20 protein-coding genes and 5 pseudogenes are annotated in these 26,534 nt (G+C 57.7%); 9 read left to right on the forward strand and 16 right to left on the reverse strand.

Features of this window, described 5'->3' with window-relative positions; translation table 11 throughout:
- Positions 1-229 precede the first annotated feature (229 nt).
- Complete coding sequence (locus NKH78_RS25535; RefSeq protein ID WP_352884584.1) at positions 230-700, forward strand: GAF domain-containing protein; 471 nt, start codon at positions 230-232, stop codon at positions 698-700.
- Here NKH78_RS25535 and NKH78_RS25540 read toward each other — a convergent pair.
- On the reverse strand, positions 672-1,106 hold the full coding sequence (locus NKH78_RS25540; RefSeq protein WP_352884585.1) for a hypothetical protein: 435 nt from the start codon (positions 1,104-1,106) through the stop codon (positions 672-674). The genes NKH78_RS25535 and NKH78_RS25540 overlap by 29 nt on opposite strands.
- 58 nt (positions 1,107-1,164) lie before the next feature.
- Here NKH78_RS25540 and NKH78_RS25545 point away from each other — a divergent pair.
- A pseudogene (locus tag NKH78_RS25545) lies at positions 1,165-1,971 on the forward strand (EAL domain-containing protein).
- A gap of 171 nt (positions 1,972-2,142) precedes the next feature.
- On the opposite strand, the pseudogene NKH78_RS25550 reads toward NKH78_RS25545, so the two are convergent.
- From NKH78_RS25550 to NKH78_RS25565, 4 genes and pseudogenes are all read right to left on the reverse strand, one after another.
- Positions 2,143-2,750 (reverse strand): annotated as a pseudogene (locus tag NKH78_RS25550) (ISKra4 family transposase); the annotation flags it as partial.
- 320 nt (positions 2,751-3,070) lie between these two features.
- Positions 3,071-3,502: an IS1096 element passenger TnpR family protein gene (locus NKH78_RS25555; protein WP_352884700.1), complete on the reverse strand. Its 432-nt coding sequence runs from the start codon at positions 3,500-3,502 to the stop codon at positions 3,071-3,073.
- Entirely contained in the window at positions 3,432-3,662 is a 231-nt protein-coding gene (locus NKH78_RS25560) for an IS1096 element passenger TnpR family protein (protein WP_352884702.1), read from the reverse strand. Before NKH78_RS25560 ends, NKH78_RS25555 begins: the two co-directional genes overlap by 71 nt.
- Positions 3,663-3,895: 233 nt before the next feature.
- Entirely contained in the window at positions 3,896-4,261 is a 366-nt protein-coding gene (locus NKH78_RS25565; protein WP_352884586.1) for a transposase, read from the reverse strand.
- A 946-nt stretch (positions 4,262-5,207) separates the two neighbouring features.
- On the opposite strand from NKH78_RS25565, the gene NKH78_RS25570 reads away from it, so the two are divergent.
- Positions 5,208-6,506: an ATP-grasp domain-containing protein gene (locus tag NKH78_RS25570; RefSeq protein WP_352884587.1), complete on the forward strand. Its 1,299-nt coding sequence runs from the start codon at positions 5,208-5,210 to the stop codon at positions 6,504-6,506.
- 326 nt (positions 6,507-6,832) lie between these two features.
- Positions 6,833-7,055, forward strand: a pseudogene (locus NKH78_RS25575) (transposase); the annotation flags it as partial.
- A gap of 113 nt (positions 7,056-7,168) precedes the next feature.
- On the opposite strand, the gene gfa reads toward NKH78_RS25575, so the two are convergent.
- The 10 genes and pseudogenes from gfa to NKH78_RS25625 all read right to left on the reverse strand — a co-directional run bounded on the left by gfa (position 7,169) and on the right by NKH78_RS25625 (position 18,624).
- Positions 7,169-7,744, reverse strand: coding sequence for an S-(hydroxymethyl)glutathione synthase (gene gfa, locus NKH78_RS25580; RefSeq protein ID WP_352884588.1), 576 nt, complete (start codon positions 7,742-7,744; stop codon positions 7,169-7,171).
- Positions 7,745-7,811: 67 nt separating this feature from the next.
- Positions 7,812-8,931 (reverse strand): annotated as a pseudogene (locus tag NKH78_RS25585) (S-(hydroxymethyl)glutathione dehydrogenase/class III alcohol dehydrogenase).
- A gap of 69 nt (positions 8,932-9,000) precedes the next feature.
- Entirely contained in the window at positions 9,001-10,452 is a 1,452-nt protein-coding gene (locus tag NKH78_RS25590) for an aspartate ammonia-lyase (RefSeq protein WP_352884589.1), read from the reverse strand.
- A 60-nt stretch (positions 10,453-10,512) separates the two neighbouring features.
- On the reverse strand, positions 10,513-11,829 hold the full coding sequence (locus NKH78_RS25595; RefSeq protein WP_352884590.1) for an aspartate aminotransferase family protein: 1,317 nt from the start codon (positions 11,827-11,829) through the stop codon (positions 10,513-10,515).
- A 92-nt stretch (positions 11,830-11,921) separates the two neighbouring features.
- Entirely contained in the window at positions 11,922-12,464 is a 543-nt protein-coding gene (locus NKH78_RS25600; protein WP_352884591.1) for a flavin reductase family protein, read from the reverse strand.
- Positions 12,465-12,513: 49 nt separating this feature from the next.
- Positions 12,514-13,695, reverse strand: coding sequence for an acyl-CoA dehydrogenase family protein (locus NKH78_RS25605; RefSeq protein ID WP_352884592.1), 1,182 nt, complete (start codon positions 13,693-13,695; stop codon positions 12,514-12,516).
- 154 nt (positions 13,696-13,849) lie between these two features.
- Positions 13,850-14,734, reverse strand: coding sequence for a branched-chain amino acid ABC transporter permease (locus NKH78_RS25610; protein WP_352884593.1), 885 nt, complete (start codon positions 14,732-14,734; stop codon positions 13,850-13,852).
- 9 nt (positions 14,735-14,743) lie between these two features.
- Positions 14,744-15,448: an ABC transporter ATP-binding protein gene (locus tag NKH78_RS25615; RefSeq protein WP_352884595.1), complete on the reverse strand. Its 705-nt coding sequence runs from the start codon at positions 15,446-15,448 to the stop codon at positions 14,744-14,746.
- 16 nt (positions 15,449-15,464) lie between these two features.
- Positions 15,465-16,628, reverse strand: coding sequence for an ABC transporter substrate-binding protein (locus tag NKH78_RS25620; protein ID WP_352884597.1), 1,164 nt, complete (start codon positions 16,626-16,628; stop codon positions 15,465-15,467).
- A 130-nt stretch (positions 16,629-16,758) separates the two neighbouring features.
- Entirely contained in the window at positions 16,759-18,624 is a 1,866-nt protein-coding gene (locus tag NKH78_RS25625; protein WP_352884598.1) for a branched-chain amino acid ABC transporter ATP-binding protein/permease, read from the reverse strand.
- 186 nt (positions 18,625-18,810) lie between these two features.
- On the opposite strand from NKH78_RS25625, the pseudogene NKH78_RS25630 reads away from it, so the two are divergent.
- The 3 genes and pseudogenes from NKH78_RS25630 (at position 18,811) to NKH78_RS25640 (ending at position 22,304) form a co-directional block, all read left to right on the forward strand.
- A pseudogene (locus NKH78_RS25630) lies at positions 18,811-20,087 on the forward strand (IS701 family transposase).
- Between the two features lie 220 nt (positions 20,088-20,307).
- Positions 20,308-20,928, forward strand: a complete 621-nt coding sequence (locus NKH78_RS25635; RefSeq protein ID WP_352884599.1) for a hypothetical protein — start codon at positions 20,308-20,310, stop codon at positions 20,926-20,928.
- A 461-nt stretch (positions 20,929-21,389) separates the two neighbouring features.
- The gene (locus tag NKH78_RS25640; RefSeq protein WP_352884600.1) at positions 21,390-22,304 is read left to right on the forward strand and encodes a MurR/RpiR family transcriptional regulator; all 915 of its coding nucleotides are present in this window, start codon (positions 21,390-21,392) and stop codon (positions 22,302-22,304) included.
- A gap of 29 nt (positions 22,305-22,333) precedes the next feature.
- On the opposite strand, the gene NKH78_RS25645 is transcribed toward NKH78_RS25640, so the two are convergent.
- Positions 22,334-23,500, reverse strand: coding sequence for an NAD(P)/FAD-dependent oxidoreductase (locus NKH78_RS25645; protein ID WP_352884602.1), 1,167 nt, complete (start codon positions 23,498-23,500; stop codon positions 22,334-22,336).
- A 597-nt stretch (positions 23,501-24,097) separates the two neighbouring features.
- Between NKH78_RS25645 and NKH78_RS25650 the strand changes: the two genes are divergently transcribed.
- Together NKH78_RS25650 and NKH78_RS25655 are read left to right on the forward strand one after the other, a co-directional pair.
- A complete protein-coding gene (locus NKH78_RS25650) occupies positions 24,098-25,219 on the forward strand; it encodes an aminomethyl transferase family protein (RefSeq protein ID WP_352884603.1) in 1,122 nt (373 codons plus the stop codon).
- A gap of 381 nt (positions 25,220-25,600) precedes the next feature.
- On the forward strand, positions 25,601-26,515 hold the full coding sequence (locus NKH78_RS25655) for a MurR/RpiR family transcriptional regulator (RefSeq protein ID WP_352884604.1): 915 nt from the start codon (positions 25,601-25,603) through the stop codon (positions 26,513-26,515).
- The last annotated feature ends 19 nt before the right edge of the window (positions 26,516-26,534 follow it).

The raw sequence follows: 26,534 nt of genomic DNA on the forward strand, positions 1-26,534 counted from the left end.
CCTGATGGTTCGCCCCATCCTAGGGAACAGCGGAACATGGACACGCAATAAATTGCCTGCGTCCAGCAGGCTTATTGAAACCGCGATAAGTTCGGCTTGCCACATTGCGTCTGAGGGGGCTTCGAACCGACAGCCTCGCCTTTGCATTTACCTGAAAAATCGGTGGACCGGCAACCGCCTTTCCCGGGCCATCTGCATGGCAGCAGCCGTTATCTTCTGGCTCTGATCAATGGGTCCTGGCCCCGGTTTGTCAGAGGCGAAAGATAACACTTATAAAGAATTACCTGACACTGTCATCGCGTACGCTGCGTCTCCTCAGAGGGATTTCGCCAGGAATGCCTGCAGGGTGCTCAGGAACGCGGATTGGCGGGTTAAAGTGCTGCATCTCCAGAATCTCGAAATGATCGCCAGGGGCGAAACGATCGAAGCGACGACGGACCGTCTTTGCCACCAGATCGAGAAACTGTTGCCGGGCGTCCGGTGTTCCGTTCTGCGCGTTGACGGTAACGGCTTGTTGCATCCCCTCCCAGGTTCCAGCTTTCCGAATGAATATATGGCTCTTCTCGAAGGCCTGATGATCGGCCCGCTTGTGGGCTCCTGCGGCAGTGCGGCATATCTCGGAAAAGCCGTGGCTGCGAAGGACATCGCGACCGACCCGCGCTGGGTCAGCTTCAAGGAGCCGTCCTGGCGCTGGGCCTGAAGGCCTGCTGGTCGAGCCCGATCTGCGACGCAGAGGGCGCTGTGCTCGGCACCTTTGCCCTGTACTTTCCGGAGAAGCGCGGCCCCACCCCGCGCAGGGGAATCGCATATGGCGATTTTGGGGTTGAGTTTAGGCTGAGAAAGGATTCTTTGGAGAGGCAGTTGAGCGCGTCGTAGTCCTTCAGCGCGCCGGAGCGCCCGCCGGCATCGAGAGCACGGCGCGTCATATTCTCGACACTCTGGCTGTGCCCGCCGATTGCGACGGGCACATGATCCTGGCACAGGCTACCATCGGCGGCGCAGTGCTGTCGGCGGGGGACGTCGATGCGAAAAGCGTGCGCCAAAACGCCGATTTCGCGCTCTACCACGATCCTGATTGCGCTGCCGATTCCCGGCGAGTACAGCACGAAGCCGCCTCGCGAAGTTTCCTTGGCGACCCGAATCGAGGTGATCCGCGATGTCGACGTGGCATTGCGCGAAGGCCGGATCGACGCGTTCTATCAGCCGATCCTGCGGCTCGACACCAGCGCGATCGTCGGCATGGAAGCCCTCTGCCGCCTTCGCAAGCCGGATGGCGAGGTCGTTTCCGCCGCTGCTTTTCACCAGGCGACGTCCGATGTCAGCGTCGCTTCGAATCTGACGGAACGCATGATGGCGATTGTCGCAGCGGACGTACGCTCGTGGCTGGATCAAGGTATTCCGTTGCAGCATGTCGGCATCAACATTACCTCAGCCGATTTTCATAGTGGCACCCTTTACGCGCGTCTCGAATCCGCCTTCGGCCGCGAGAATGTTCCGTTGAAGCACATCATTCTGGAGGTCACGGAGTCGGTCTATCTCGGCCAGCGCGATCCGGTCGTCGCTCGGGAGATCAAGGCGTTGCGGGCCCATGGCCTGCGTGTCGCACTCGATGATTTTGGAACCGGCTTCGCTTCGCTCACGCATCTGCTGACGGTGCCGGTCGATATCGTCAAGATCGACAAATCCTTCATTGATCGCCTTGTCTAGGGAGATCCGAGCCTGGCGATCGTCGAGGGCTTGGTCGGCATCGCTCACAAGCTCGACATCCAGGTCATCGCCGAAGGCATCGAGAACGAAGCCCAGGCCGTCTTACTTGCGGAGATCGGGTGCCAGTTGGGTCAGGGGTATCTGTTTTCGCAAGCGGTACCACGTCAAATAGCGAAAGGCCTTCTGAAGCGGTTCGGGCGACCACCTGCTGAGGAGACTAGGGTAGCGAGCGACATAGCGAACCCAATCGACCTGATCGCCTGACAGAAATCCCTCCCTGGGGGCGGCTTGAAGAGGCCGATGCTGCGGCGCCCCGCAGAGAAGTGTCCGAAGAGGAGACAAATATGCGCATGCCATCCGCGTCACAGCTTATTCGCAAAGCTTTTGGTCGCACCGGGTCCGGGCAATCACCGGCAGGCCTGGCTAACCTCGCCAGACGATGCGGCCATCGGGAACAGGCAGGTTCATCCAGTCGCGCGGACAGGCATCCTGCATGAAGGAAACCCGCTCTTCGGTCAGTTCCCGCTCGATGCGCCTGGCGGCCTGCAAGGCGTGCTGCCGAAACGTCGTGGCGTTGGCGCCGCTCTCGAGGGCAGCACATCGGCCAGCAGCTCGGCCGCGGCGGCATAGGGCACAAGCGATGCCCACCGCGTTTCCAGATAGAGGCGCTCGGGCGCAATGTGGTCTGGGATCAGTTTCCGGAGTGGAGAGATCGTTGCTGGACCGTTTCCGCCGACCGAGTGCGGCACGTAGTATCGGGGGCTTTTCAGGCGGACGCCGCCGAACAGGGTATGGAAGGTGATGGGATAGCTTCCCTTGCTACGCAGGCGACGCCCATCCAGCTCGCGGTTTTCGCTCAGCCAAAGTTCCACCTGCGTCTCCACCATCGCCTGCTGTAATTTCGTAAGAAGGCCTTTCGCCTCCGAGAACGACAGACCGAGATCCTCGGCGCCCTTCGTGACCTTCACCAGATCGGCGACGGTTTCGGTTCCGATCGTCTCACCATCGTCACCCATAATCTCCAGAACCAGCCGCGCCCGCATCTCTTGTCCTCGCAATGAGTTTTCCAAAATGACCGGTGTGGAAATGATTGCGCCCGTGACGCCCGTTTCTCCTCTTCGGCCTTGCCGGAAACACTCATAAGGACCATCAGTTAGCACCCGAAAACGTTTGGCAAACCGACATGACCTCGATCAGCAGGCCGCAAACGCCAGCGCAGGCCTTGCTTTCGGGCATCCGGCACACTCGCGGTGATGATGCCGCCCTTCTGGCGGCCAATCTTCTTTCGAAAGATCAGGTCGCCAGGCCCGTCACATCTGCTGGAGCATGAGGATCAGATGTTCGCTCTGCCGCAGGCGATCATTCACTTTCCGCCGCTCGAACGACTGGCCCAGCAGTGTAGCTCGGCCTTTGATCCGAAACAGCAATTCCTGCAATTCCCCAGCGCGGTCCGCATCATCGAGGACCGTAAGGACCGGGTGTCGCCGATTTCCGTGATGAATTCCAATGCTGTGGCGAGATCCTCCTCGAGGTCAGGCCCGAGCGCCTCGTCCCTCTGCCACATCCAGGCTTCTGGTCCACCACAATCCTCAGGCGGACATTTGCCGTCGCCGCCCGTACACGCCGGATAGTGAGCGCCGTGTTCGACAGGCCGGCGCTCCTCTAGCCGGACCTCGTGCTCCCAAGGGATGTTGAGGTCGTACTCGTACAGGAACCGGCTGCCGTTACGCAGTTGCAAATTGCCAAGTGTGACAGCCGGAGAGCGGGCACCGGCCTCCCACGAGCCGTACCGCACCGTGAATGACGAACTGGTAAAGGTGTATGCCTTCCCATCCCATCGCGACCTGAAGGACGCCATGAAACTCGCGTGGCGTCATCGTCGAGGGAACCTGAAACCTACGCCACACCATCGGGCTCACGTCGTGCAGCCAGATGCGGAATTGCAGGATGGAAATCTCATCCTCCTAGGCTGCCGCCTCTCCGGCAGTTTTCGTCGCTGCCCGTTTTGCCCTTTTCACATCCGCCGGCCCCGTCGAAATTCAATGGTTACGACATACTCCGGTCCAGCCCGCCCCACAAATCCTCATGCTTCCGGTGCACAGCCGAACTTGCGCTTTCCAGCCGATGTCGCGAATGACTTTTGGCAGCGCCTCGATCCGGTCGACCTTGTGCCGGCCGATGCGCGGCCTCATCCTGTAAGCCCAGGCGCCCTCGACCAGCGCGCGCCGGCATGAGTGTTGCCGGTCTTGGTGATGCCGCCGCGCCAGACGGTCTCACCACTCGATTGTTCTCCGGGGACCAGGCCGAAATAGGCCATGAGCTGGCGTGGGTTTGAGAAGCGTGTGAAGTCACCGACCTCCGCGACCAGCACCACGGCATTAATCAGCGCGATGCCGCGCATCGCCTGCAAGGAGTCAACGACCGGGCGCTGGTTCCATTCCGGGAGCAGGCTGAGTATCTGTTCCTCGACCTGCTGCAGGCGCCGTTCCGCATCCATGACGGCATCGACGTAGTCCTGAAATGCGATCTGCTGAGCGGGATGGTCGAAGGCCAATGTCGAAAGCCATCGCCGGTAAGCCTTTCGCCAGGCCGTCCCACGTCATGCTTGCGCCCGTGACGCAGCAGAACTTGAAGATGTTGGCGCGCTCGCGTCACCACCTGTCGCACGACGCTGCGCAGCCGGATCAGGTCACGCATGGCTTCATGATCGGCGTCGGGCACCCACACAGGCGTCAACTCTCCGGCCCGATTGAGGCGGGCGAGCATGGTGGCGTCGCGGCGGTTCGTCTTCACCCGATCGCCAGGCTTCCGCGGAATCAGCGACGGCGCCACTACGTCGCACCGATGGTCGAGGCGCGTGAGTTGGCGATGAACGCCATAACCGCACGGGGCCGGCCTCATAGCAAAACGCCAGCGGCTTGCCGGACCGCCCGAGACGATCGCACAGCTTGCTCATGGCATCAGCGTCATTGGCAATCTCGCCGAGATATTCCACCGACCCAGAGCGTCCGCTCTCCGCCACCGCGATCGAGATCCGTTCCTTGTGAATATCCAAACCGACAAATCTGATATGTTCCATATGGCCCGTCTCCTATGCATGAGGCTCTGTGCCGGCTAGCCGACTCAACCCTCGTACCGTTGCATATCGGATGACGGGCCACCCTCAGGCCCAGCAATCATTGGGACTAGATAGAGGGCAGGTTGCACGTATCGGCCATTCGCCGTAGCGGCAAGATCGGATGAGGCTGTGTTCGCCATCCATGACGCGCTGGCGGGGCCGGATTGGCCAGGACAAGCTGGAGGAACTGTTGGCCGAGGTCGTCTCCAGGAGACGCGTATGAGCCCCACTCTGGCGTTGTAACAAAGGCGTCATATAACTTTACGGAACCTTTGCGGTCGCAAACTGGCGGCCATGATACACGTCGCCCGTCCGAGGGATCTGTCGAGGCTAAACTGTTGCACATGGTCCGCTCGCCGCTCGCAACTCGGAGTTACGACCAATGGCAGCAGGAGCCCTCATCTTGGTTGAAGGCGATACATTGGGTACCGGGCTGCTATACGTTCAAGCGGCCCGACGTCTTCGCCTTCACCCAATCGTTCTGTCGGCTGATCCGAGTCGGCACGGTTACCTGGCTGCGGAAGGGATTGAGGTAATCCACGCCGACACAAGTGATCTCGATGCCTTAATCGCCGAATGTTGTCGGCTAAGTGCAAGGTATAACATTGCAGGCATTACGAGCTCCGAAGAGCCGTTCTATGCGACGATTGGCAAGCTCTGCCGGCATTTCGCCCTACCCGGGCCGAACCCCACGTCTGTCGAGCGATGCTGCAACAAATTCACTCAACGTCAACTTCTTTCGCAGGCGGGACTTCCGATTCCTGCTTATCGCTTGGCAACCAATGTGGCGGGCGCAATAAGCTCTGCCGCCGAAATCGGGCTGCCGGTGGTTCTCAAGCCGGCCGTGGGCACTGGAAGTGTCGGCGTCCGACTGTGCTGCAACAACGATGAGTTATCTGACCATGCGACCCATCTCTTGGGCGGGGCGCGCATGCATCCTCCTGGTACGTCTTCGCCAAACCTACTTGTCGAAGAACTGGTTCAAGGCCCCCAATACATTGTTCATATGATGGCAGATGAGGTCATTGGAATTGAAGCCGCTGAATTCAGACCACCTCCCCATTTCGTCTATCATGAATTCACCTTTCCGGCGTTGATGACTGATGGTGAACACGAGCATATTTCCGATGTATCGCTAAACTGTTTGCGAGCGCTAGGCCTTGGCTGGGGACCAACAAACATTGAATTCCGTTGGAGCACGCTCGGACCAGTGATCATCGAAGTCAATCCACGCATTGCAGGCGCTCCCGAGCCTCAGCTGGTTCAGCTGGCATGCGGTGTCGATCTCATTATGGAGCACATCAAGCTTGTCATCGGTGACGAATGGGACTTGCGCAAGACTCGTTCACATTCTGCGGGCGTTCGATTTCTGACTTCTGACGGCGATGGGGTCCTGGACTGGATCCATGGCGCCAGTCGGGCGGCGGCTCTATCGGGTGTCGCTGAGGTCAAATTGTATGTTGAACCCAAGACGCCGATCGTTCGGACAGGCGATTACCGAGACGTGATGGGCCATGTCGTCGCCGCTTCGCCCAGTCATGCTCGGACCCAGATGATACTTCGGCGTGCCGCCGAGGCAATTGGCTGGTCAATGACCCCATTTCCGGGACTCGACGAACCGGACGAGCGTGCAGGACCTTGCCTCGCCGCGCGAGCACAGGCGACGCCAAGCAATACGTGATGCACAGAAATCTCTTCGAATGTTACAACGTTACTCAATCAGAAAGTCGCGGTACCGGGAGGATTCGCGCTGGTCGCGGATTGTTTGGATGCTGCTTGGCAGATATCAGTAAGTATCGGTGACGTGGGCATGGCCGAGGTAGGTGCTAAGCGCGAAGACATAGCGGCCGAGTCGCAATCATGGCGGAATTGCTCCAGAGAACGCACGGCAAAAGTGTGCCAAGGCCCATCTTCCTTTGCTTGCGGCTGCGTCTTCTGAGCAACCTCCGTTTGCTTACAGCTGCAGAGACTAATCTAAGTGTCCGCTCCAAAAAGATGCGGGGCGCTCTGCAAAAGATCGGCAAGTTCACGATTGAGATCGTCAAGCGGTCGGACAGCGCCAAAGGCTTCGAAGTCCTGCCGCGCCGATGGGTCGTTGAGCGGACCTTCGCGTGGCTGGGCAGATGCCGAAGGCTGGCCAAGGACTTCGAGCGATCCATCGAATCCGCACCGGCCGGGGTCTTCATCGCAAAACATTCGCATGCTCACCCGATGGCTCGCAAGGACCTGAAAACACGGCGGTCATTCCGATTCAGACATGAGGACTGGCCACTTCTCACACCACGCTCATATTGTCGAGGGGCCGGAAACACGTCCGGCCCCAAACCTGAAATCTCACGACTGTCAGGCCGGCAAGGCTCCAGACTTCTTCGCAGTCCACGTCGCGATGAAATCCATCAGGCCGGGATTGAGGCAGTCATAGGGTTCCAACCCGATCCCCTTCAGCTGCGCGCGGATGCCGTCCATCCGCTTCGGGTCGACACCGGATTCAATGATTGACGAGACAAAGGCGGTGAAGCCCGGCGGCGACCAGCCGTCCTCCTCGAAGCGCTCGGGATGGATGAAGGACAGGCCCTTGAACGCATGGTCGCGCTCGACCGGCCCATGCATGTGGACGCCGCAGCCGGTGCAGGCATGACGCTGGATCAGCGCGCTGGGGTCGACCACTTTCAGCTTGTCGCCATTCTCGGTGACGGTGACGGTGACGGCGCCGGTGCCGGCCACGGCAACGACCGAGAACACCGCGCCCTCCGGCTTCCAGCATTTTGTGCAGCCGCAGGCATGGTTGTGGGCGATCTGGCCCTTGACCTTCACCTTGACTGGCTTGCTGGTGCAGGCGCAGACCAGCGTGCCGCCGGCAAAGCTTGCGCTTTCCCTGGGCAGCCCAGTGTCGATTTTCGGATGCAGTTTTTCCGCCATTCTTTTTTCCTCCCAGTTGTGAACCACAGAGGTCGCAGGCCGGTTGGTCGGCGGCTTGTGGTCTTCCTCAGTAAACGACGACGCTTCGGATCGACTTGCCCTCGTGCATGAGGTCAAAGCCCTTGTTGATGTCCTCGAGCTTCAGCGTGTGGGTGATCATCGGGTCGATCTGGATCTTGCCGTCCATGTACCAGTCGACGATCTTCGGCACATCGGTGCGGCCGCGCGCGCCGCCGAAGGCGGTGCCCATCCAGGTCCGGCCGGTGACCAGCTGGAACGGCCGCGTCGAGATCTCCTGGCCGGCACCCGCCACGCCGATGACGACCGATTTGCCCCAACCGCGATGCGACGCTTCGAGCGCCTGCCGCATCACCTTGGTGCTGCCGGTGCAGTCGAATGTGTAGTCGGCGCCGCCGATCTGGTCGGCGCCGCGCTTGGTCATGTTGACGAGGTGGGGAACGACATCGCCGTCGATCTCCTTCGGATTGACGAAATGCGTCATGCCGAATTTCTCGCCCCATTCCTTCTTGTCGTTGTTCAAGTCGACGCCGATGATCATGTCGGCGCCGGCAAGTTTCAGACCCTGGATGACGTTGAGGCCGATGCCGCCGAGGCCGAAGACGACGGCCGTCGCACCTTGCTCGACCTTGGCCGTGTTGATCACCGCACCAATGCCGGTGGTGACGCCGCAGCCGATGTAGCAGATCTTGGGCGTCGGGATTGACCTTGGCCAGGGCGATCTCGGGCAGCACGGTGAAGTTCGAGAAGGTCGAGCAGCCCATATAGTGAAAAATCTTGTCCTTGCCGATCGAGAAGCGCGACGAGCCGTCGGGCATCAGCCCTTGCCCCTGCGTGGCGCGGATCGCCGTGCACAGATTGGTCTTGCGCGACAGGCAGGACGGGCACTGCCGGCATTCCGGCGTATAGAGCGGGATGACGTGGTCGCCCTTCTTGACGCTAGTGACGCCCTTGCCGACATCGACGACGACGCCGGCGCCCTCATGGCCGAGGATGGCCGGAAACAGGCCTTCGGGATCGGCGCCCGACAGGGTGAACTCGTCGGTGTGGCAGATGCCGGTCGCCTTGATCTCGACCAGCACCTCGCCTTCGCGCGGACCCTCGAGTTGCACGGTCATGATTTCGAGAGGCTTGCCGGCCTCCGTTGCCACTGCTGGGCGAACGTCCATCACCTGTTTCCTTATTTTGATTGGGGCGGAATTCGCCGCCTCGCAAAGACTCACGACTCCAGCCGGCTGTTATGATGCCAATCGTGATCGGGTTGGGCGGGTCAAAAGGTGCGGATCGGCGGTTTGCGCGATGAGATCCTCCGAAAGGTCGGGCTGCTCGGCCAGGACTTCGCGAATAGTTTTGCCGGAGGCTAAGACCTCTTTCGCAAGCTCCGCTGCCCGCTCGTAGCCGATCACAGGCGTCAGTGCCGTTGCGACAGCGGTACTGGCTTCGAGATGTTTGCAGCAAGTCTCTGCATTGGCAGTTATGCCCACGACGCATTTCGTGCGTAGCACATCGACGGCATTGGTCAGAAGCTCCAGCGAGTGCAGTATGTTGTAGGCGATGACCGGCTCCATCACGTTCAACTGCAGCTGCCCTGCTTCGGAGGCGAGAGTGATTGTGAGATCGTAACCGATGATCTGGAAGGCGACCTGGTTGACCACCTCCGGCACTACAGGATTGACCTTTCCGGGCATGATCGAGGAACCGGGCTGAAGCGCTGGCAAATTGATTTCGTTGAGGCCGCCACGAGGGCCGCTGGATAGCAGCCGCAGATCGTTGCAGATCTTCGAGAGTTTCGTGGCCGTCCGCTTCAGCATTCCAGAGAAGAGCACGAAGGCGCCGGTATCCCAGCATGCTTCGATCAGATTTCCGGCCGAGACCACGGGCAAGCCGGAAATCGCGCGCAACTCCGTGACAGCCGCCGCCTGATAGTCGGGGTTCGTGTTGATGCCCGTGCCGATCGCCGTGCCACCGAGGTTTATTTCATGGAAGAAGGCGGAAATCTCACCGAGACGGGCTACGTCTTCGCGCAGCGTCGTCGCAAAAGCCTGAAACTCCTGGCCCAGCGTCATCGGAACAGCGTCCTGCAACTGCGTCCGGCCAAGCTTGATCACGTCCGAAAAGTTTTCGGCCTTGGCCTCCAACTCCTCCGCGAGCTGCTCCAAAGCTCGCTGCAGCGCCCCGCGTGAAAGAAGGATCGCAAGGCGGATCGCCGTCGGATACACGTCATTTGTCGACTGAGCGAAGTTCACGTCGTTGTTGGGATGTAGCTTCTCGTATTTTCCCCGTGGCAGTCCCATGATTTCCAAGCCGCGGTTTGCGATCACCTCGTTGATGTTCATGTTGGTCGAGGTGCCGGCGCCGCCCTGAAACACATCTAGCGGGAATTCGCCAAGATGCCTGCCCGCCGCGATTTCCTCGCAGACCTGGCAGATGACATCGGCCTTTTGCTTGTCGAGATCGCCGAGCGCGGCATTGGCGCGCGCCGCTGCCATTTTCACGTAGGCAAGCGCCTTGATCAAGTTCGGAAAATGGCTGATCCTTATACCCGAAATGGGAAAGTTGGCGATCCCTCGCGCCGTCTGCGGACCATAGTACGCGTCAGCGGGAATGCTCACAGGGCCAAGCGGGTCTTTCTCAATTCGCTCGATTTGTGGAGCGTTCGTCACGATGGTAACTCGTGTGTAAACCGGCATTGTTGCAAGGAGTGATTCGTCCAGCTGATGATAGGCAGAACACGGGCCAACTTCTGCACTTCACCAGCCCGCAAAGGACGAGATCAAGTCGGTCGAAACCTTCCCAGCGGCGACATCTTGAAGAGCTTGACCAATGATAGCGATGCCTTCGTCGGCTTCACTTTTACTCAATGTGAGCGGTGGTGTAAGTTCTAGGACGTTTGAATTTGAGCCGACATAGTACATGACGAGCCCGAGCTGAAACGCTCTGTAAACGGTGAGAGCCGTCTGGATTTTGGCTGGAGTGCGACGCACGCGATCGGCTACTAGCTCAATTCCAATCGCAAGTCCTTTGCCGCGCACATCACCGACCAACTCCCACTCGTTGCCCTGCTTGGCAAGTGTCTCTAACATATGAGAGCCGAGCTCTGCAGAATGGCTCACTAGCTCATCCCTTTCGATTGTCTCAAGGACCGCCGACGCTGCCGCCGCGCAGATAGGATTGCCGTGTAACGTTTGGTAAGAGAACGTTGGAGAGTGATTCATTATGGGCTCTGGACCCACGATTGCAGACATCGGTAGGCCTCCGCCCAATCCTTTGCCAAAGACCACAATATCTGGCTCGATCCCGGAATGTTCGAAGGCGTGTAGAAGTCCGGTTCGAGCCAGGCCAAACTTGACTTCGTCACACACCAGAAGAATCCCATGCCGACGGCAAAACCGTTCGATCTCGATAAAGAAACCGACAGGCGGCACTAGCAATCCTCCATCGCCCTGTATCGGTTCTATAAAGAAGGCAGCAACTTCTTCCGGACGCATGTCCCCCGAAAATACCTGCTCCAGATAGGACAGCGTAGCGTCACTTGCAGCTGCCGGATCACCTGCCGCGTAGCTGTCCGGATAAGGCACCAAGATCAGGCCGCTGAATTTCTCCGCACCTTTGAGCGCTGGATGGCCCGAAACGGCCATGGAGCCGCTGGTGCCACCATGATAGGCGCCCTTAAACGCCAATATTCGGCGGCGTCCGGTGGCTGCGAGAACCATTCGAGCAACAGTTTCATTAGCATCCGAGCCGGAGTGCCCCAACCATACCCGGCCGCGGCAGCGCTCGGGAACTAGCGACAAAAGCTTCTCTGCAAGGAGCACGCTGGGTTCGTTTGCGGACGAGAGATAGCTTGCACCAGCTTGATCTGCAGCCGCCCGCGTAATTGCGTCGCGAACGGAAGGATGAGCATGCCCCAAGCTGGCAGCGCCCCAAGATGCCGAAAAATCGAGAATCTGGCGACCATCAGCACCTCGCAAATACGACCCTTTTCCTCCGACGATTGCCTGAGGAAAGAACCGAAGCTGGGCCATATTCGAGATCGAATTGCCTTCGCGTTGATAAAGATCAATCACTGGTCGTCCTTTCCGAAACTGATCGCGGCCGTCGAGAGGCGCCAGTGCGTTCGCCATTACGTTATACCCGGAACCGCGCTTTGCTTCGGCACCTAAAACACCATTTCTTCCAAGATCATCTGTACGTCGGCCGGTCGACGTATCAGCTCAACGAATTCCATCGGCTTGTGGTACCGGCGACCTTGCCAAAGCAGCGAATTGTGGGAATCGCCCTCTCCAAGCTGCACGTCGGTGACGACGCCGATCAAGATACTGTGCGAAAAACCGTCGTACGTATGGCTAAGTTTGCAATCAAGCGCCATCGGCGCGCCAACAAGCAGCGGTGCGCCGGTTTTGCCCGCAGCCCAATATTTCTTCTCGAAACGATCTGAACCTTTTTGAGATTGAAATCGACGCGCTACATTGGACAACGCAGGAGACAGCAAATTTACGGCGAAGATACCTCGCCGCAAAATCGTGTCGTGAGAACTGGCTGACTTGTTGACGCAGACAAGAACAGACGGCGGATCGAAGGATAAACTGCAAACCGCAGTGGCGATTAGGCCGCTGGGAAGGCCATCTTCTTCAGTCGTGATGATATTGACGGCCCCGGCGAAACGGCCCATCGCTTCCCTGAACGCATCGTTCCTGTCCACGTCTGTCCTCCGTAGCTTTGACTATCTGAACTGATCGCAGATTGAATTTTCAGAAGCCTGCACTTACCTGGTCAAGCTTCAGCAGCGCCCGGGCATATATCTCGCGCCCGATGTCGCCATTGATATAGGCATGACGTGTGCAGGTCTCGATGTCGCGCCAGATCCGCTGGACCGGATTACTGAGCATGAAAACCGATGCTCCGCCTATGTTCAGCAGCAGGTCTACGGCCTCGCGCACGCGTTTTTGCGCAACCGCCGCGTCAAGTCGGACGCGAGCTCGCTCGAGATCGGTCATGCTCATACCGTCGCTGACCGAGCGATCGATATCGCTGGCCGCGCGCATAGTATGCAACCGTGCGGAGTCGATAAGGCCACGAGCATCCGCCAGGTTTAGCTGGTAGCTTGGGGACTGCCTCGCATCTGTATACAGGGATGTCACAATGGGCTTGCCGCGCTCGAGATTCTCCAACGTCAAATCGAAAGCTGCTTCCACCATCCCGACAGCCGCAGAACATATGCCCAACGGAAGCGCGGTTATGAGCGGCGCCCGATAGAGAGGTTCGTCAGAATGGTCCGAGCGACTGAATCCGGAAATCATTTCGCTGATGAGCATCGTCCGGTGTTCCGGCACGAAAATATCTTGTCCCACAAAGGTATTGCTCCCCGTCCCTGCCATCCCAGCGACATACCATGTGTCTTCGATCTTCAGCTCAGACGTCGGCACCAGTGCAAGCCGTACGTCGGTCAGAGCCCCGTTGGCATCTAGGACCGCGGAGCCGACGAAGCTCCACTGCGCTTCGAAGCATCCGGACGCCCAAGGCCATTTGCCTGTCAATATCCAGCCCCCCTCAACCGCGGTGGCTTTCGCGGTGGGGGCCCATTGACCGATGACGACCGCGCGAGGATCCGAGCCAAAGACGTCTTCGCGGGTCTTGTCAGGCATGAGCCCCATCAAAGATGCGCTGCTATTGGCGACCATGGCGAGCCAACCAGCCGCACTGTCGCCGCGGGCCAATTCCTCACAAATCTCGCAGTATGTTTGGATATCAACCTCGTGACCACCGCAGCGGCGCGGCATTAAACTTTGTAGAAAGCCGCCACTTCGAACCGCCGCAGCACTCTCCTGCGCAAGCCGTCTGTTTTTTGCTGACTCCTCCGCATTTGCACGCAAAAGCGGTCGGAGTGCGCGAGCATTGCGTACCAGCTCGGCGCTAGTTAGTGTTAAGTCCATCACTATTCTCCTCCCTTGATATACCCACACCGTCGTGCACATTGATGATGTTGCTCAACGGTCTGAAGCCTATACCGGCATCAGTGATTACTCGTTTGCCATCGGTACTTCTCACATCCGGGCTGGGTCCTACCCAGCACCCAAGTGGACATATTCACGAGCGAACACCGCGTACGGCTGGCAGCAGACCATCGGGCTTGACAAGCAACAAAAGGACTACCGCTAAAAGGACGATCGCATCCCGGTATGGCGCGGTACCAGTGGTGAGGAACGGTTCTGAACCGACCTCCAACGCCCCGAGCACAAACCCGCCTAGCACGGCTCCTCGCAAAGAGCCCAGCCCACCGATGATTGCAGCGATGAAGGCCTTCAGGACCGGAGTAAAGCCCATGAGCGGATCTACCGAGCCACGCTGCGAAATCCACAACACCGCGGCAATACCAGCAAGAAGGCCTGATATCGCGAAGGACGTTGCAATGACTGTGTTCGCGCGCAAACCAAGCAAGCTGACCATGATGAAGTCTTCGGATGCGGCGCGCATGGCAACGCCCAAGGTGGTCTTGCGCAAGAAAATGTCGAGCCCGATTAGAGCCAGTGCCGTCAGAACAATGGATGTCAGCGGAACCATACCGATTTGAAACCCTCCGAAAGCGAGGGTTCCTGACATCCATTCCGGCAGAGCGACCGCCCTTCCGCGAGCAGAAACGCCGTTTTGAAAAAGAACCTTGCAAATGGTACTTACGCCAAAGCTTGTAATCATTAGCGTCGTCACGGACGCGGACCGCATAGGACGGAACGCTATTCGATCCATTAATACCGCAGAGAGCGCCGCCCCGAGACAGGCCACTAGAAGAACTACAGGCAGCGGCAAGCCAAACGAAAGCGATAGTACGATGAGGTAACCTGCAATCGTCATCAGTTCGCCATGCGCGAAATTAATGAGTCCAACGATCGAAAAGACGATCGCCAGCCCTAGTGCCAGGAGAGCGTATATTCCACCCAGGCTAAGAATATTAACCAGGTACTGGACGAATTCCATGACGACCTCCTAGATTGCCAGATACGCCTGCCGGACAAGGTCAGAGCTGGCGAGTTCAGATGCCGTACCACTTAGAGCAATACGGCCGTTGGCTATCACGTAGCCCCGATCGGCCACCGACAGAGCCAACTCGACATTTTGTTCAACAAGCAGAATGGTAAGCCCTTCCTTCCGCAGGTCATCGATCAGCTCGTAGACCCTGTCTATCGTCTGAGGTGCGAGACCCAACGAAGGTTCGTCGAGCAGGAGCAGGTTGGGCTGGCTCATTAAAGATCGAGCGATCGCCAGCATCTGCTGTTCACCGCCTGACAGGCTCCCGGCCTTTTGATCGATGCGCTCGGCAAGGATGGGAAAGCGGGAGAGCATGTTATTGCGGCGTGCTCGAAGCTCATCACCTTTCGCGAACGCCGCTCCTCCCAAATGCAGGTTTTCGCCTACTGTAAGATGAGCGAAAACGCGGCGCCCCTCAGGGGTCAGTGCTATTCCCTTCCGGCTGATCACGTCCGCGGGCAGGCCGGTGATTGGCTGACCTTCGAGCAAGACCTGGCCCTCGGCAGGTGGGATGGATCCGGCGATGCCGGCAAGAATCGAACTCTTGCCGGCGCCATTAGCGCCAATGAGCGTGACAAGTTCTCCGTTTCCAACGTTTAGATCGACGCCATGGACGGCCTGCACGGCCCCGTAGCGTATTTTTATTCCCTCGACACGAAGCATTGGCGTTCCTACCAGCTTAAGGATTGGGGATTTCCTCCTTCGTCGGTCGATATAGCTTCACAAAGGTCGGCTTCCCCCCTTCGATGCGGATCATCGCAACATCGCGAAGAGGAACACGCTCCGTGCCGGCGTATGTGACTGTGCTTAGGACGGTCTGCACATTTTCGAGGCTAGCCAATGCGTCTCTGATCTTTGCCGGCTCAAGCGATCCAGCTTTGCGGGCCGCGGCGTCGAGCAATTGTGCCCATTCGTATCCTGAAGCCTCGTATGAGGTTTCCGCGTCGTGACCGGTCTCTTCCTTGAACCGCTTGTTGAACTCTTCCATCCTGCTGCCAGGGGTAGGAAAGCCCGCGGACGAGTGCACAACGCCGTCGACAGCTGCACCTAGTCCGTATACGGTCGGAGTGCCGATGGCATCAGAGACGATAACGGGAACCTTGACCCCAGCACCGCGCAACTGCTTGATGAAGGCTGGGAAGTCAGGCTCATACGCCGTCGTCATGATAACGTCAGGCTGCGGTGCCAATCCCTTGATTTGAGAAACCACGGCAGAGAAATCCGGCTGCCCCATCGAGTAAGACGCTTCGCCGACAACGCTCCCCCCCTTTTTCTTAAACGTCTCGCCAAAATAGTCTGGGAATTTGGACGTATAGGCGGAGTCTGGCGACTTCAGAAGAAAGGCCGTTTTGTAGCCGGTCTCTGCAGCATAGCTGGCGAGCGCGGCAGATTGAACCGTGTCGGAAGGATAGGAAATAAACATATAGTCGCCGACAGCAGGTGTCAGGCTGGGCGAGCCCGCCAGGTTAAGCATCGGAATGCCCGCTGCTTGTCCGATTTGTCCCGCTGCGATCGAAGGATCGGCATCGGCCGGGGTAATGAGAAACTGAGCCCCGTCCTCGATCAATTTCTGGGCCGCGTTGACGGTAGCCGCGGTGTCGGAGCGGGTGTCGATGACTTCGAGAGTGACCGTCGCCATGCCCCCAATGCCGCCCTTGGCATTGAGATCTTTGATGCCTAACTTGAAGCCGGCCAGGCCGGGTTGATCAAATGGTGCCAAGGCACCGGTGAGGGCCATTGCAGCCCCAATCTTGTATTCAGCCGCCGACGAGTGTCCCGCGCCTGATGAAAGCGCGATCGCAGCAAGGCCCGCAAACGCAGTTGCATATCTTAGCTTGTCCATTTTTAAGTTCCCATATGAGGTTTGAGCAATGCTTCGTTTTCCGAAGTCTTATCTAATTGTTCTGGCTGCGAATATTTTCCTTTTGTACCATTCAATATCCTTCAGACCGACTAACTCAGAGATACGATCTCTAGGACGCGCTAGCGCCGATGACCTGCACCACAGAGCCTGTTTCGACCTGAGTTTTCTTCTCGACCATCCTTTTGCTTCCGAGATAGGCTGATATCACGGCAGGGTCGGTCCTGACGGCGTCTGCCGTGCCCACGGCGATGCGCTTGCCCCGGTCGATAACGACGATGGTGTCACTCAGCGACATTATAAGATGCAAGTCGTGCTCAACTACGAGAATGCCCACGCCTGTGTCTGCGCACAGTGCGGCCAACCTGCCCATCAGCTCCTTGGTCTCCGCCGGATTCATCCCCGCCGCGGGCTCGTCAAGAAGGAGGAATCGGGGACCCGTTGCAAGCGCGCGAGCGATTTCTACGAGACGTCTCTGTCCGTACGGAAGGCTGCCGGCAAGCCGGTCCCCTAACATTTCCAGGCCAAAACGCGCCAGGGCGTCATTGGTGCGCCATACAGCTAGAGCCGTGTCGGCCGCACATGCCTCGGCGGCAACAAGGACATTCTCCCGAACGGTCATGTCTGAAAAGACACGAAGGTTCTGGAACGTCCTCGCCAAACCTGCGCGGGCAATCAGGTGAGGCTGCCTATTTTCGATCAAGTCCGAGCCAAGCGCCACATGACCTGCACTGGGTCGTAGCTGGCCAGTCAACAGATTGATCAAGGTGCTCTTCCCAGCGCCATTCGGACCGATCAACCCTGTAATAAGGCCAGCTTCAGCCTTGAAGGTTACCCCGTCGACGGCCCTCACACCGCCGAAATGACGAGACAGCTCATTCGCCTCCAAGGCGTGCGCACCCTTTGGTGCCTGAAAATCTTGCGATCCTGGAAGGAGCTTACTATCGCGCCCTTTCAAAGGGCCCCATGCTTTTGCAAGCTCGAGTTCCCGGCCACCAACCAGACCAGTGGGCCTGAAAAAAAGAACGAGGATCATGGCCAGGGAGGCACCAACGAGAGGCAGTCCGTACAAGGCCGGGACTGACAATCCGAGGATATTACCCCCGCCCTCTAGCGCCCTCAGAAGCTCCGTGACTGCGGTGATTACTATCACGCCCACCAGAGCACCCGAAACAGAACCGAGTCCCCCGACGATCAGCATAGAAATCAGCAGAAAACACGACTCGAAGTAGAAATCCTTGGGGCCGAAGGCACCTAAAAACTGAGCCAACAACGCGCCGGCAATCGACAGAATCGTTCCACTCAACAGCCATGCCTTAAGTCGCGCCTGGCGAACATCCACGCCTACTGCCGCCGCGGCTACTTCATCTTCGCGCGTGGCTCGGACGGCGCGACCAGTCCTTGTATCCCTAAATGTTCGGGCGACCGCGATCGACAGCGCCGCCACGGATAGAGCAACCACAAGCGTGGTATTGCGGGGCACGCCGTAAAATGTTTGGCTTCCGCGCGTAATATCCTTTGTCGCTACCAGAACCGTGTAGACGATAATCTGCAATGCCAGAGTGGCGATGGACGCGGCCGAACCAGACAGGCGCCGGATAACGAGGCCGCTCACGCCTGCCAAAATCAGCCCGGCGACGGCGGCTACAATCAACGACGACCAGACTGAAAGACCATAGCCGGCCATCCACGCCGGGAGATGAGGAAGTGCTGTCCGTTGAACAACAGGGCTCATCGTGAGGATGCCTGCTGTGTAGGCACCTACTCCCATGAAAGCCGTGGGACCGAATGAAACTATACCTGTGTTGCCGGAAAAAACCTGCAAACCCACGCAGGCGGTGACCACGATTGACATCGATGTCGCGATACGGGTTCCATTCGCACCAAACAAAACACCGGCCAAGATCCCTACCGACACCAGGATTACGGCCAGAGCCAGCGAATCCATCGTCACAGCCTTGATGCGGGAATTGACCATTCCGTCTGCTCCTCTGCGGAATTGCGACTATTGGACAGGTCAACCTTCATGTCAATATCATTACATCATTCTGTCATATGAAAAATTGTGCAGAAGAGGCTACAGCCGTCTGGTTGCGGTCCTAGCACTACTTTGGCAGGTTTTTAGCGGCGGGCGAGTTTTTGGAATTCCCAAGAGAGAGTTTGCGTGATTCATAGGAGGTCGGCTTGTGGAGGGCCGATCAATGGATGCGGACTGGCAAGCCGATCTCGAGCACTGGCTTCAACCGTTTTTGGCAGGTCTTTCGCATCCAGCTCGGCGCCGGATGTGTCCGCTGTACATTGCTGGTCTGATCGGGCCGGGCGACCGTAAGAGCGTACAACCGATGGCCGCGCGAGCGGGCGATGTCGGCTACGATCAGCTTCATCATTTTGTCGCGGCAGGGGTTTGGGACAGCGCTCCGCTCGAGGCCGCCCTGCTGAAGGAGGCAGATCGCCTGGTCGGCGATGAGGCGGGTTTTCTCGTCATTGACGACACAGCGTTACCGAAGAAGGGACAACATTCGGTTGGTGTCGGGCCTCAATACGCTTCGTCGCTTGGCAAGACGTCCAATTGCCAATCACTGGTGTCGGTGACCCTCGCCTCGCGCGAAGTGCCAGTGATGGTGGGCCTTCGGCTCTTCTTGCCCGACACCTGGACGAATGATCCCGAGCGGATGATGCGGGCGCGCGTCCCGAAGGATCGACAGGTCGCTCTGACAAAGCCGGAGATCGCCATCGAAGAGACCGATCGTGTCATCGCCTCCGGCGTGCGTTTCGGCTGCGTGCTTGCCGACGCGGGTTATGGGTCGAGCAGCTCTTTTCGTCAGGCTTTGAGTGAGCGCGGTCTGCTGCGGGCTGTAGGACTATCGCGACGCCAAAACGTCTATCCGGCCGATTGATCTGATCTTCCCGGTCGCGACCACCGGCAGGCGCCGCCAATATCACATCCCGGACCAGCCGCCGGTCTCTGCCGAGGTGATGCTGTCTGGTGAGAGATGGCACAAGATAAGCTGGCGGCGCGGCACTAAAGGTCGGCTGACATGCTCGTTTGCGGCTCGACGTGTCCGCGTTGCGGATGGTCATAAGCACCGGATGCTCGACAATCGCATGCAATGCATGCCAGGCGAGGAGGTCTGGCTCGTCGGCGAACGCCGGTCGACTGGCGAGCAAAAATACTATGTGTCGAACTTACCGGCCGATGCGAGCCTCAAGATGCTCGCCGCCACGATCAAGGCGAGGTGGGTCTGTGAGCAGGCACATCAGCAATTGAAGGAGGAACTCGGCCTCGACCACTTCGAAGGCCGATCATGGACTGGATTACATCGACACGCCTTGATGACCATGATCGCCTACGCCTTTCTCCAAGCCCGCCGCCTCAAAGCAGCGGGACGGAAAAAAAAGAGTCGGCGGACCACCGCCACAACCGAGCATGCCGGCTGTTAGACAAGCCATTCTCGATCTCTTCACGCGGCCTCCACCCCGGAGATGTCCTCACTGTGAAAAGCTGCTCGCAGACGCCGTCAAACCTAAACTGCCAAAGTAGTGCTAGGATTGTCTGCGATTCTCAGCCGATATTGGTGAACCGTCTACTTTTCTTCCATCGGAGCTGGTGTTTGAAGAGATATTGACACGCGCAGAGGCTGCAGCTACCCTCGAATAGCTTTTGAGTATGATAGCGGTTGGTCAACTTCCTGCCGCCCACAACTTGTATTTCGGAACGAGCCTTCAGCAAGGCTGGTTCCGTCATCCCCTCTTAACAATCACGGTGGATAAAGGTATTCCGATGCGGTCTTCCGTTGCTCCAACTTACGAAAATCGCGTGCTCAGCGCCTATGAGGGTGAAATCTTGGGGGAAGAATTCTTTAGCGTTCTTGCTCAGAAGGCTGACAGCGATCAATCTCGTGTAAAGTTGCGCAATTTGGCGGCCATCGAGCGGCTCGTTGCAGAGGCGCTTTTGCCAGTTGTTACTCGTTACAATCTTCAACCAAATAGCAAAGTATTGCTTGCCGAAAAGGGACGCCGCGAAACCGTTGAGTACGCAGAGCTTAGTTGGCCTGAGTTTGCAGAAAAGCTAAAGAAGCTATTAGAGCCATTCGTTCGTGAATTTGAGACCCTGCTTATAGAGGCGCCGGTTGAAGACCGGCCCTATATCCAGTTACTCCTTGACCACGAAATCGCGCTTTTCGCGTTCGCCCAGGCGGAAGGTGAAGACTCAAGCGATGGTCAGATTCATCTGGACAACTTTCTACAACGGCATAAAGCTCTTTTGCACAACGAAAGCTGAAAACCTTCAGACGCAGAGAGCATGCTATTCGCAGGGCGGCTTGAGCACATCGCCTCGATCGGTCCTCCCTGGAGTTGGGCGGTGGCGTGTCTCGGCTCCGCTGGCCGCGGTTGGCCTCTGGAACGACCAAAGCCTTCGCGTCGCATCTCTTACATCGCCCCGGCAGCGCCCTCTCGATGACTCACACCCGCCGCAGACCGCCGGAAGGGAACAGGTCGACTTGGTGATGGACTGGCGACCGGTGTGACCCTGCAGGTGGGCTCAAACGCCCGGGGCAACCTATCTTGGCCGCGATCCGCCCGACGATATGGAGGGTTCCTTCTCGTAGCCTAAAACCTAGCGTCGCGCGCGCGGACGCACTTTGGTGGCTTGCCACCGTGCATTATTCAGACAGCCCACGAACATATTCACAATGAGGAATTTTGTAATATTCTCTTCAGCAATCTCAGTTGGAGGACACGATGAACGTTAGAGATATGCTGCTGCACGGGGCCATTTCGTTGACACCATCAGAGGAGCGGATCGTTCAGGTGCTCCTCACCGACTATCCTGCAGCCGGGCTAGGCACTGCCACGAGTCTGGCAAAGCGCGCCGGTGTCAGTGATCCGACCGTGGTTCGCCTTGCCATGAAGCTCGGTTTCGAAGGGTTCCCTGCCCTCCAACGGCGATTGCTTGCAGATGTTGAAGCAAGATTGCATTCGCCCTTGCTTATGATGGAAGCCAAACGGCCTGACATGGGGACGAATAGCGAGCAGGGAGCTGCGATCGCCTACATGCATTCGGTGGCCAACAACCTCAACAAAGCGCTGACATCAACCCCGTTGGCGTCATATCAACGGGCAGCCCGCCTGATAATGGATACAAAGGGCAAGGTCGTCCTGCTCGGCGGGCGCTACAGCCGCTTTATCGCGGGCATGTTAGCAGCCTATTTGTTGCAATTTCGGCCGGACATCATGCATATCGACGCACTATCGGCGCAAAAGACGGACGTGTTAGTCGACTTGGGAAAGCGCGATCTCTTGATCGTGTTCGACTATCGCCGATATCAGCTGGACGTTGTTGCGTTCGCTCAATTGGCCGCGGCCCGCCGCGTTCGCATTCTTCTGTTTACGGACCCCTGGTTATCGCCCATTTCCGAGTTTTCAGAACTAACGCTGACCTGCCCAATCGAGGTCAATTCGCCCTATGATACGATGGCGTCATCGGTGGCACAGATCGAGGCCGTTGTCGCTCAAATCCTTGCTTCCATGGAAAAGCGGACGCGCGAACGTATCGAGGAATTGGAGGAGATCCGCCTCCAGGCGAGTGCATCGCTGGACAACGCGCGTCTCCTCGAAGATGAAAGGCCCGAGCTGGCATCCAAGGCGAGCAAATAGCCCGCCATGGATGCAATGCGTTGAGGACGTTAAGCGAAGCGATGCAGTGAGAACTTCCTGAGTAGTTCCTGACGTTGACCCAACGCCCATTTTGCGACGACTTCGCCCATTGCAGGCCCAAGCTTGAAGCCATGCCCGCTCGATCCGGTGATCACGAAAGTTCCCTTTGCACCGGGAATCTCGTCAACGACGGGAAGGTGGTCAGGGCTCATATCGTACTGACAGGCATAGCCGGGACGGATGCCCAATTCGGCAATCTCAGGAGAACGGGACATGATATGTTCAATCGCCCAGACCGATTCCTCTTGCGTGATCGTTCGGTCCAATTGGCCCGCGACATCGAGGCGATAGTTCATGCGAGAGTGTGCTTCTTTAAGCTCATCGTTCTCGACGCCGGTGCCACCGCCACCCCAGGTCCCGACCAAAATTGTATTTTCGCCTTCCGGCCGTGCATAGCAGTTCGTGGTTTCATCGACCCAGCAGTGCGGAAGTAGCTTCCTTGCGCCACCGGGCGCATCCATAACTGCCATGAAGTGCCGTTCGATAAACGTCGGCAGGTCAACGCCAAGCTTAGCCACGAGCGCTTTTGACCAGACACCGGTCGCAAGAATGACGCGACCGGTAGAGATGACGGTTCCATCACTTAGCGTCGCTCCAGTCGTGTTTCCATTTGTTACTTGAATTTCGGTTACCGAGCGGCCTCCCATGAATTTAACGCCATTCGCGCGAGCTCGATTGACCAATTCGTTAGTTGCGCCGTAAGGGTCGCAGTGTCCCGATTCATCTTCCCATGCGGCAAAAGTGATCCCCTCCATATTGAAATGGGGGAGAATTTCTTGCGCCTGCTCTCCGGTCAGCCCCTCGATTCGGCTTCCTTCATCGTCGCGGATCCGTTTAACAATCTCGCGATTTACGGGTTCGTGCTGAGGGCCGCAAACCCACAGGCAGCCAGACTGATGAAAAGCGCCGGGGAGGTCCTTTAGGATCTCGATCCCGCGTTTTGCGAGCAAAGATAACTCGCGATCCCCATAGAACGCGTGGCACACGGCGGACGACGAGCCTGTCGGCCCGGAAGCCGGATGGTCGGACTCGACTTGGATAACGTTCAGATTCTGTCCCGACAGATAATAGGCTGCACCCGCACCCGCAATTCCCGCTCCCGCAACGAGTACGTCACAGCTCAATCTTTCGCTCATTTGATGCTCCCTGTTACAAGAAAAAGCCCGACCGGCTATCTTATCGATGCGGCCACTTCCGGTACGGCGGGGTGGCGGAGGGCCAGGACGACGATTGCCACCGGCTCGCGATCAACTTCCTCCGAGCACGCCCTCTGCGCAAGGATCGCCCTCCCGCCTTGGCCAAGCAGTCCACTTTAGGCTGACTGAGCAGCGAAATTAATGTGGAATTTTCTTCCTGTCTACAGCCAACTTCGGTCCTTGAAGAAATTATTTCAGTCCACAACACTCGAGTTTCTCTTCCAGCGTCGAACCTTCCGGCTCGTCCGACAAGCCAACCCGCACCTGTTCTATCGCGAAGCCGAGGCCCTTGGTTCACCCAACGCCAAGCCGAAAGAAATTTTCCATCCACGCCACACGGACGCGTTATTGACAAATAATTTTCATCAACTCATGCTTTGGGAGACAGCAGGTTCGTTGCACGCGGAATGGACGCCCGATCGAGGACATGCTGCCAGCGTACGAAGCACCGGAAATCAACGGGTCCCGTTCTGGTAACGGTGCCGGTGCCGCCGGTCGGCCGACAAGGATGGTCAATTGTGAAGTTTGGAGGATAAAATGGAAAAAAGAACTGCATATCATTCGATATACGAGAAGCTTGGGGCCCCGATGATTGACTTTGGGGACTGGAAGGTCGCTTCACACATAACTTCTACTGACGAAGAATACATGATGATCCGCAACAGTGTCGGCTTTGCTGAGTATGACTTCCAGAGCTGTTTTGGGGTGTGCGGACCGGAAGCGTTTCAATTCATACAGGAAATCATCGTAAACGATTTGGGAAAGATTAGCCCCGGCGGCACTCTCTACTCAAGTATCCTTGATGACAAGGCAAGTCTTATCGACGATGTGATCGTGTTTTGGATTAGCGAAGATCGGTTTATAATACACGGTGGAATTACTCGAGACGCCTCGCGCAAGTGGATTATGGAGAAGGCAGACAGTCGAAAAGTCTGGGTTACGGAATTGTCTAATACGTTCCTTTCCGTACAGGGTCCAAAGTCAATCCATGTGCTTCAACAGACCGTGGACGTCGCAGATCTAGAGCACAACCGCTTGACACAGGTTGATTTCGAGGGTGTTCCAACCACGATTGCACGGGTGGGGTTTTCCGGTGAACTGGGTTACGAGGTCCATTTCGGGCCTGAGTATGCTCACGGCATGTGGGAGAAATTCACTGCCTATTGCGCGAAGTACGGTGGTGGCCCGGCCGGTCTGATGGCCGCCTTTCCGATCGCGGTTGATAAAGGCTTTCTGTTCGGCGCGGACTTTTATGCGGGTGGGTCGCCTCTTGAGTATGGTCTTGGGTGGTCCGTAGCTTTCGACAAGGGCTTCTTCCATGGCAGAGATGAGATGTTGCGCCGCAAGCAGGCAGGGCTGCGCACCAAACTCGTAGGAATAGAGGCCGATGTAACGGAGCCTCAGATAGCGGGAGGTTCGAAACTGAGCTGTGGCTCCAAAAAGAACGTTGGTGAAACGACGATCGGCTGGATCAGCCCACTGCTCGAACGCAATATTGGGCGGGCATGGGTCAATAGCGAATTCGCCCAGCCTGGCACGGAGTTGGAGGTTCAATCGAACGGCGGTCCCAAGAAGGTGAAAGTCACCACCAGCTACCGATTCTTCGATCCCAAAGGGGAGCGCGTGAGGGTAAATCCCCGCGAGATGCTCAACGTCTGATCGAGCGCAGATAGGCAGCTCGCCGCCGTCCGAGCATGGGGCCTCGCAAAGCAACGTTGCTTGCAGGCCCCAGTGGCGCCCTTGCCCTGTCGGCCTCTCACGAGAGAATCGCACCCTGCGGAACTCCTGCCGTAGTCGGCATCCATAGCCAGCTTCGCAAAGGTCCATCCGCAGATCGAGGTGGAGTCATTCGACCAGGGTCTTCAGTCGAATCGCCCTCGTAGGTGAGCCGGTTTGTGTCCGCTATTCGCCGGCCTTGATACAAAAGCTGTGAAGTTTCTTTCTCGATCTGGTTCACCCGATCGATTAAGAATTTGACATGTTGACGCACTTCAAGATGATTTGTAATTTCCTCTTCATGGGAATGAGGGGAGCTGATTGATGCAGTTTCGAGATATGCTGCTTCAAGGGGGTTTTTCGCTGACCCCGTCGGAGGAGCGCATTGTTCAGGTGCTACTCACGGATTATCCGACGGCCGGCCTAGGCACAGCAACAAGCCTGGCGAAGCGTGCTGGGGTCAGTGATCCCACTGTGGTTCGTCTGGCCATAAAGCTCGGCTTTGAGGGTTTTCCCGACTTTCAGCAGCGGCTGCTTGCCGACATCGAAGCGCGATTGCATTCCCCATTGCTTATGATGGGAGCAAAGCGCCCAGAGTTGAGCGCAGACAGTGAACAAGGCGCAGCTATAGCCTACATGCATTCGGTTGCCGGCAGCCTCGACATGGCGTTGACGACCACTCCGCTGGCTACATACGAGCGCGCAGCCCGACTTGTCATGGATTCCAAAGGGAAGGTCGTCCTGCTCGGAGGACGCTACAGTCGGCACGTCGCCGGAATGTTGGCGAGCTACTTATCGCAGTTTCGAGCCAACGTCGGCTACATCGAGACCCTGTCCGCCCAGCAGCTGGATCTGTTGGTCGATTTAGGAAAGAGAGACGTTCTGATCGTCTTTGACTACCGCCGCTACCAACGCGACGTGGTCGCATTCGCCGAACAAGCGGCCGCCCGCCACGTCCGCATTCTTCTGTTTACCGATCCATGGGTGTCGCCGATCTCCGACTTCGCAGAAGTTACCCTTTCCTGCCCGATCGAAGTCAGTTCGCCCTATGACACGATGGCACCGGCAGTGGCGCAGATCGAAGCCCTCGTCGCTCAGATCTTTGCAGCCACGGGTGAGCGGACACGCCGCCGTATTGAGGAACTCGAACAAATCCGTCACGAGAGCAATGTGACACTTAACGAGGCCCGCGTGCACAAAAATCAGAGCAACGGGGCTTCTCGCAAAAAACTCCAGTAGCCGGCCCGAAGAGCAACTT

Source organism: Mesorhizobium sp. M0910, from assembly GCF_040319465.1.
In the GTDB taxonomy this organism is placed as follows: domain Bacteria; phylum Pseudomonadota; class Alphaproteobacteria; order Rhizobiales; family Rhizobiaceae; genus Mesorhizobium.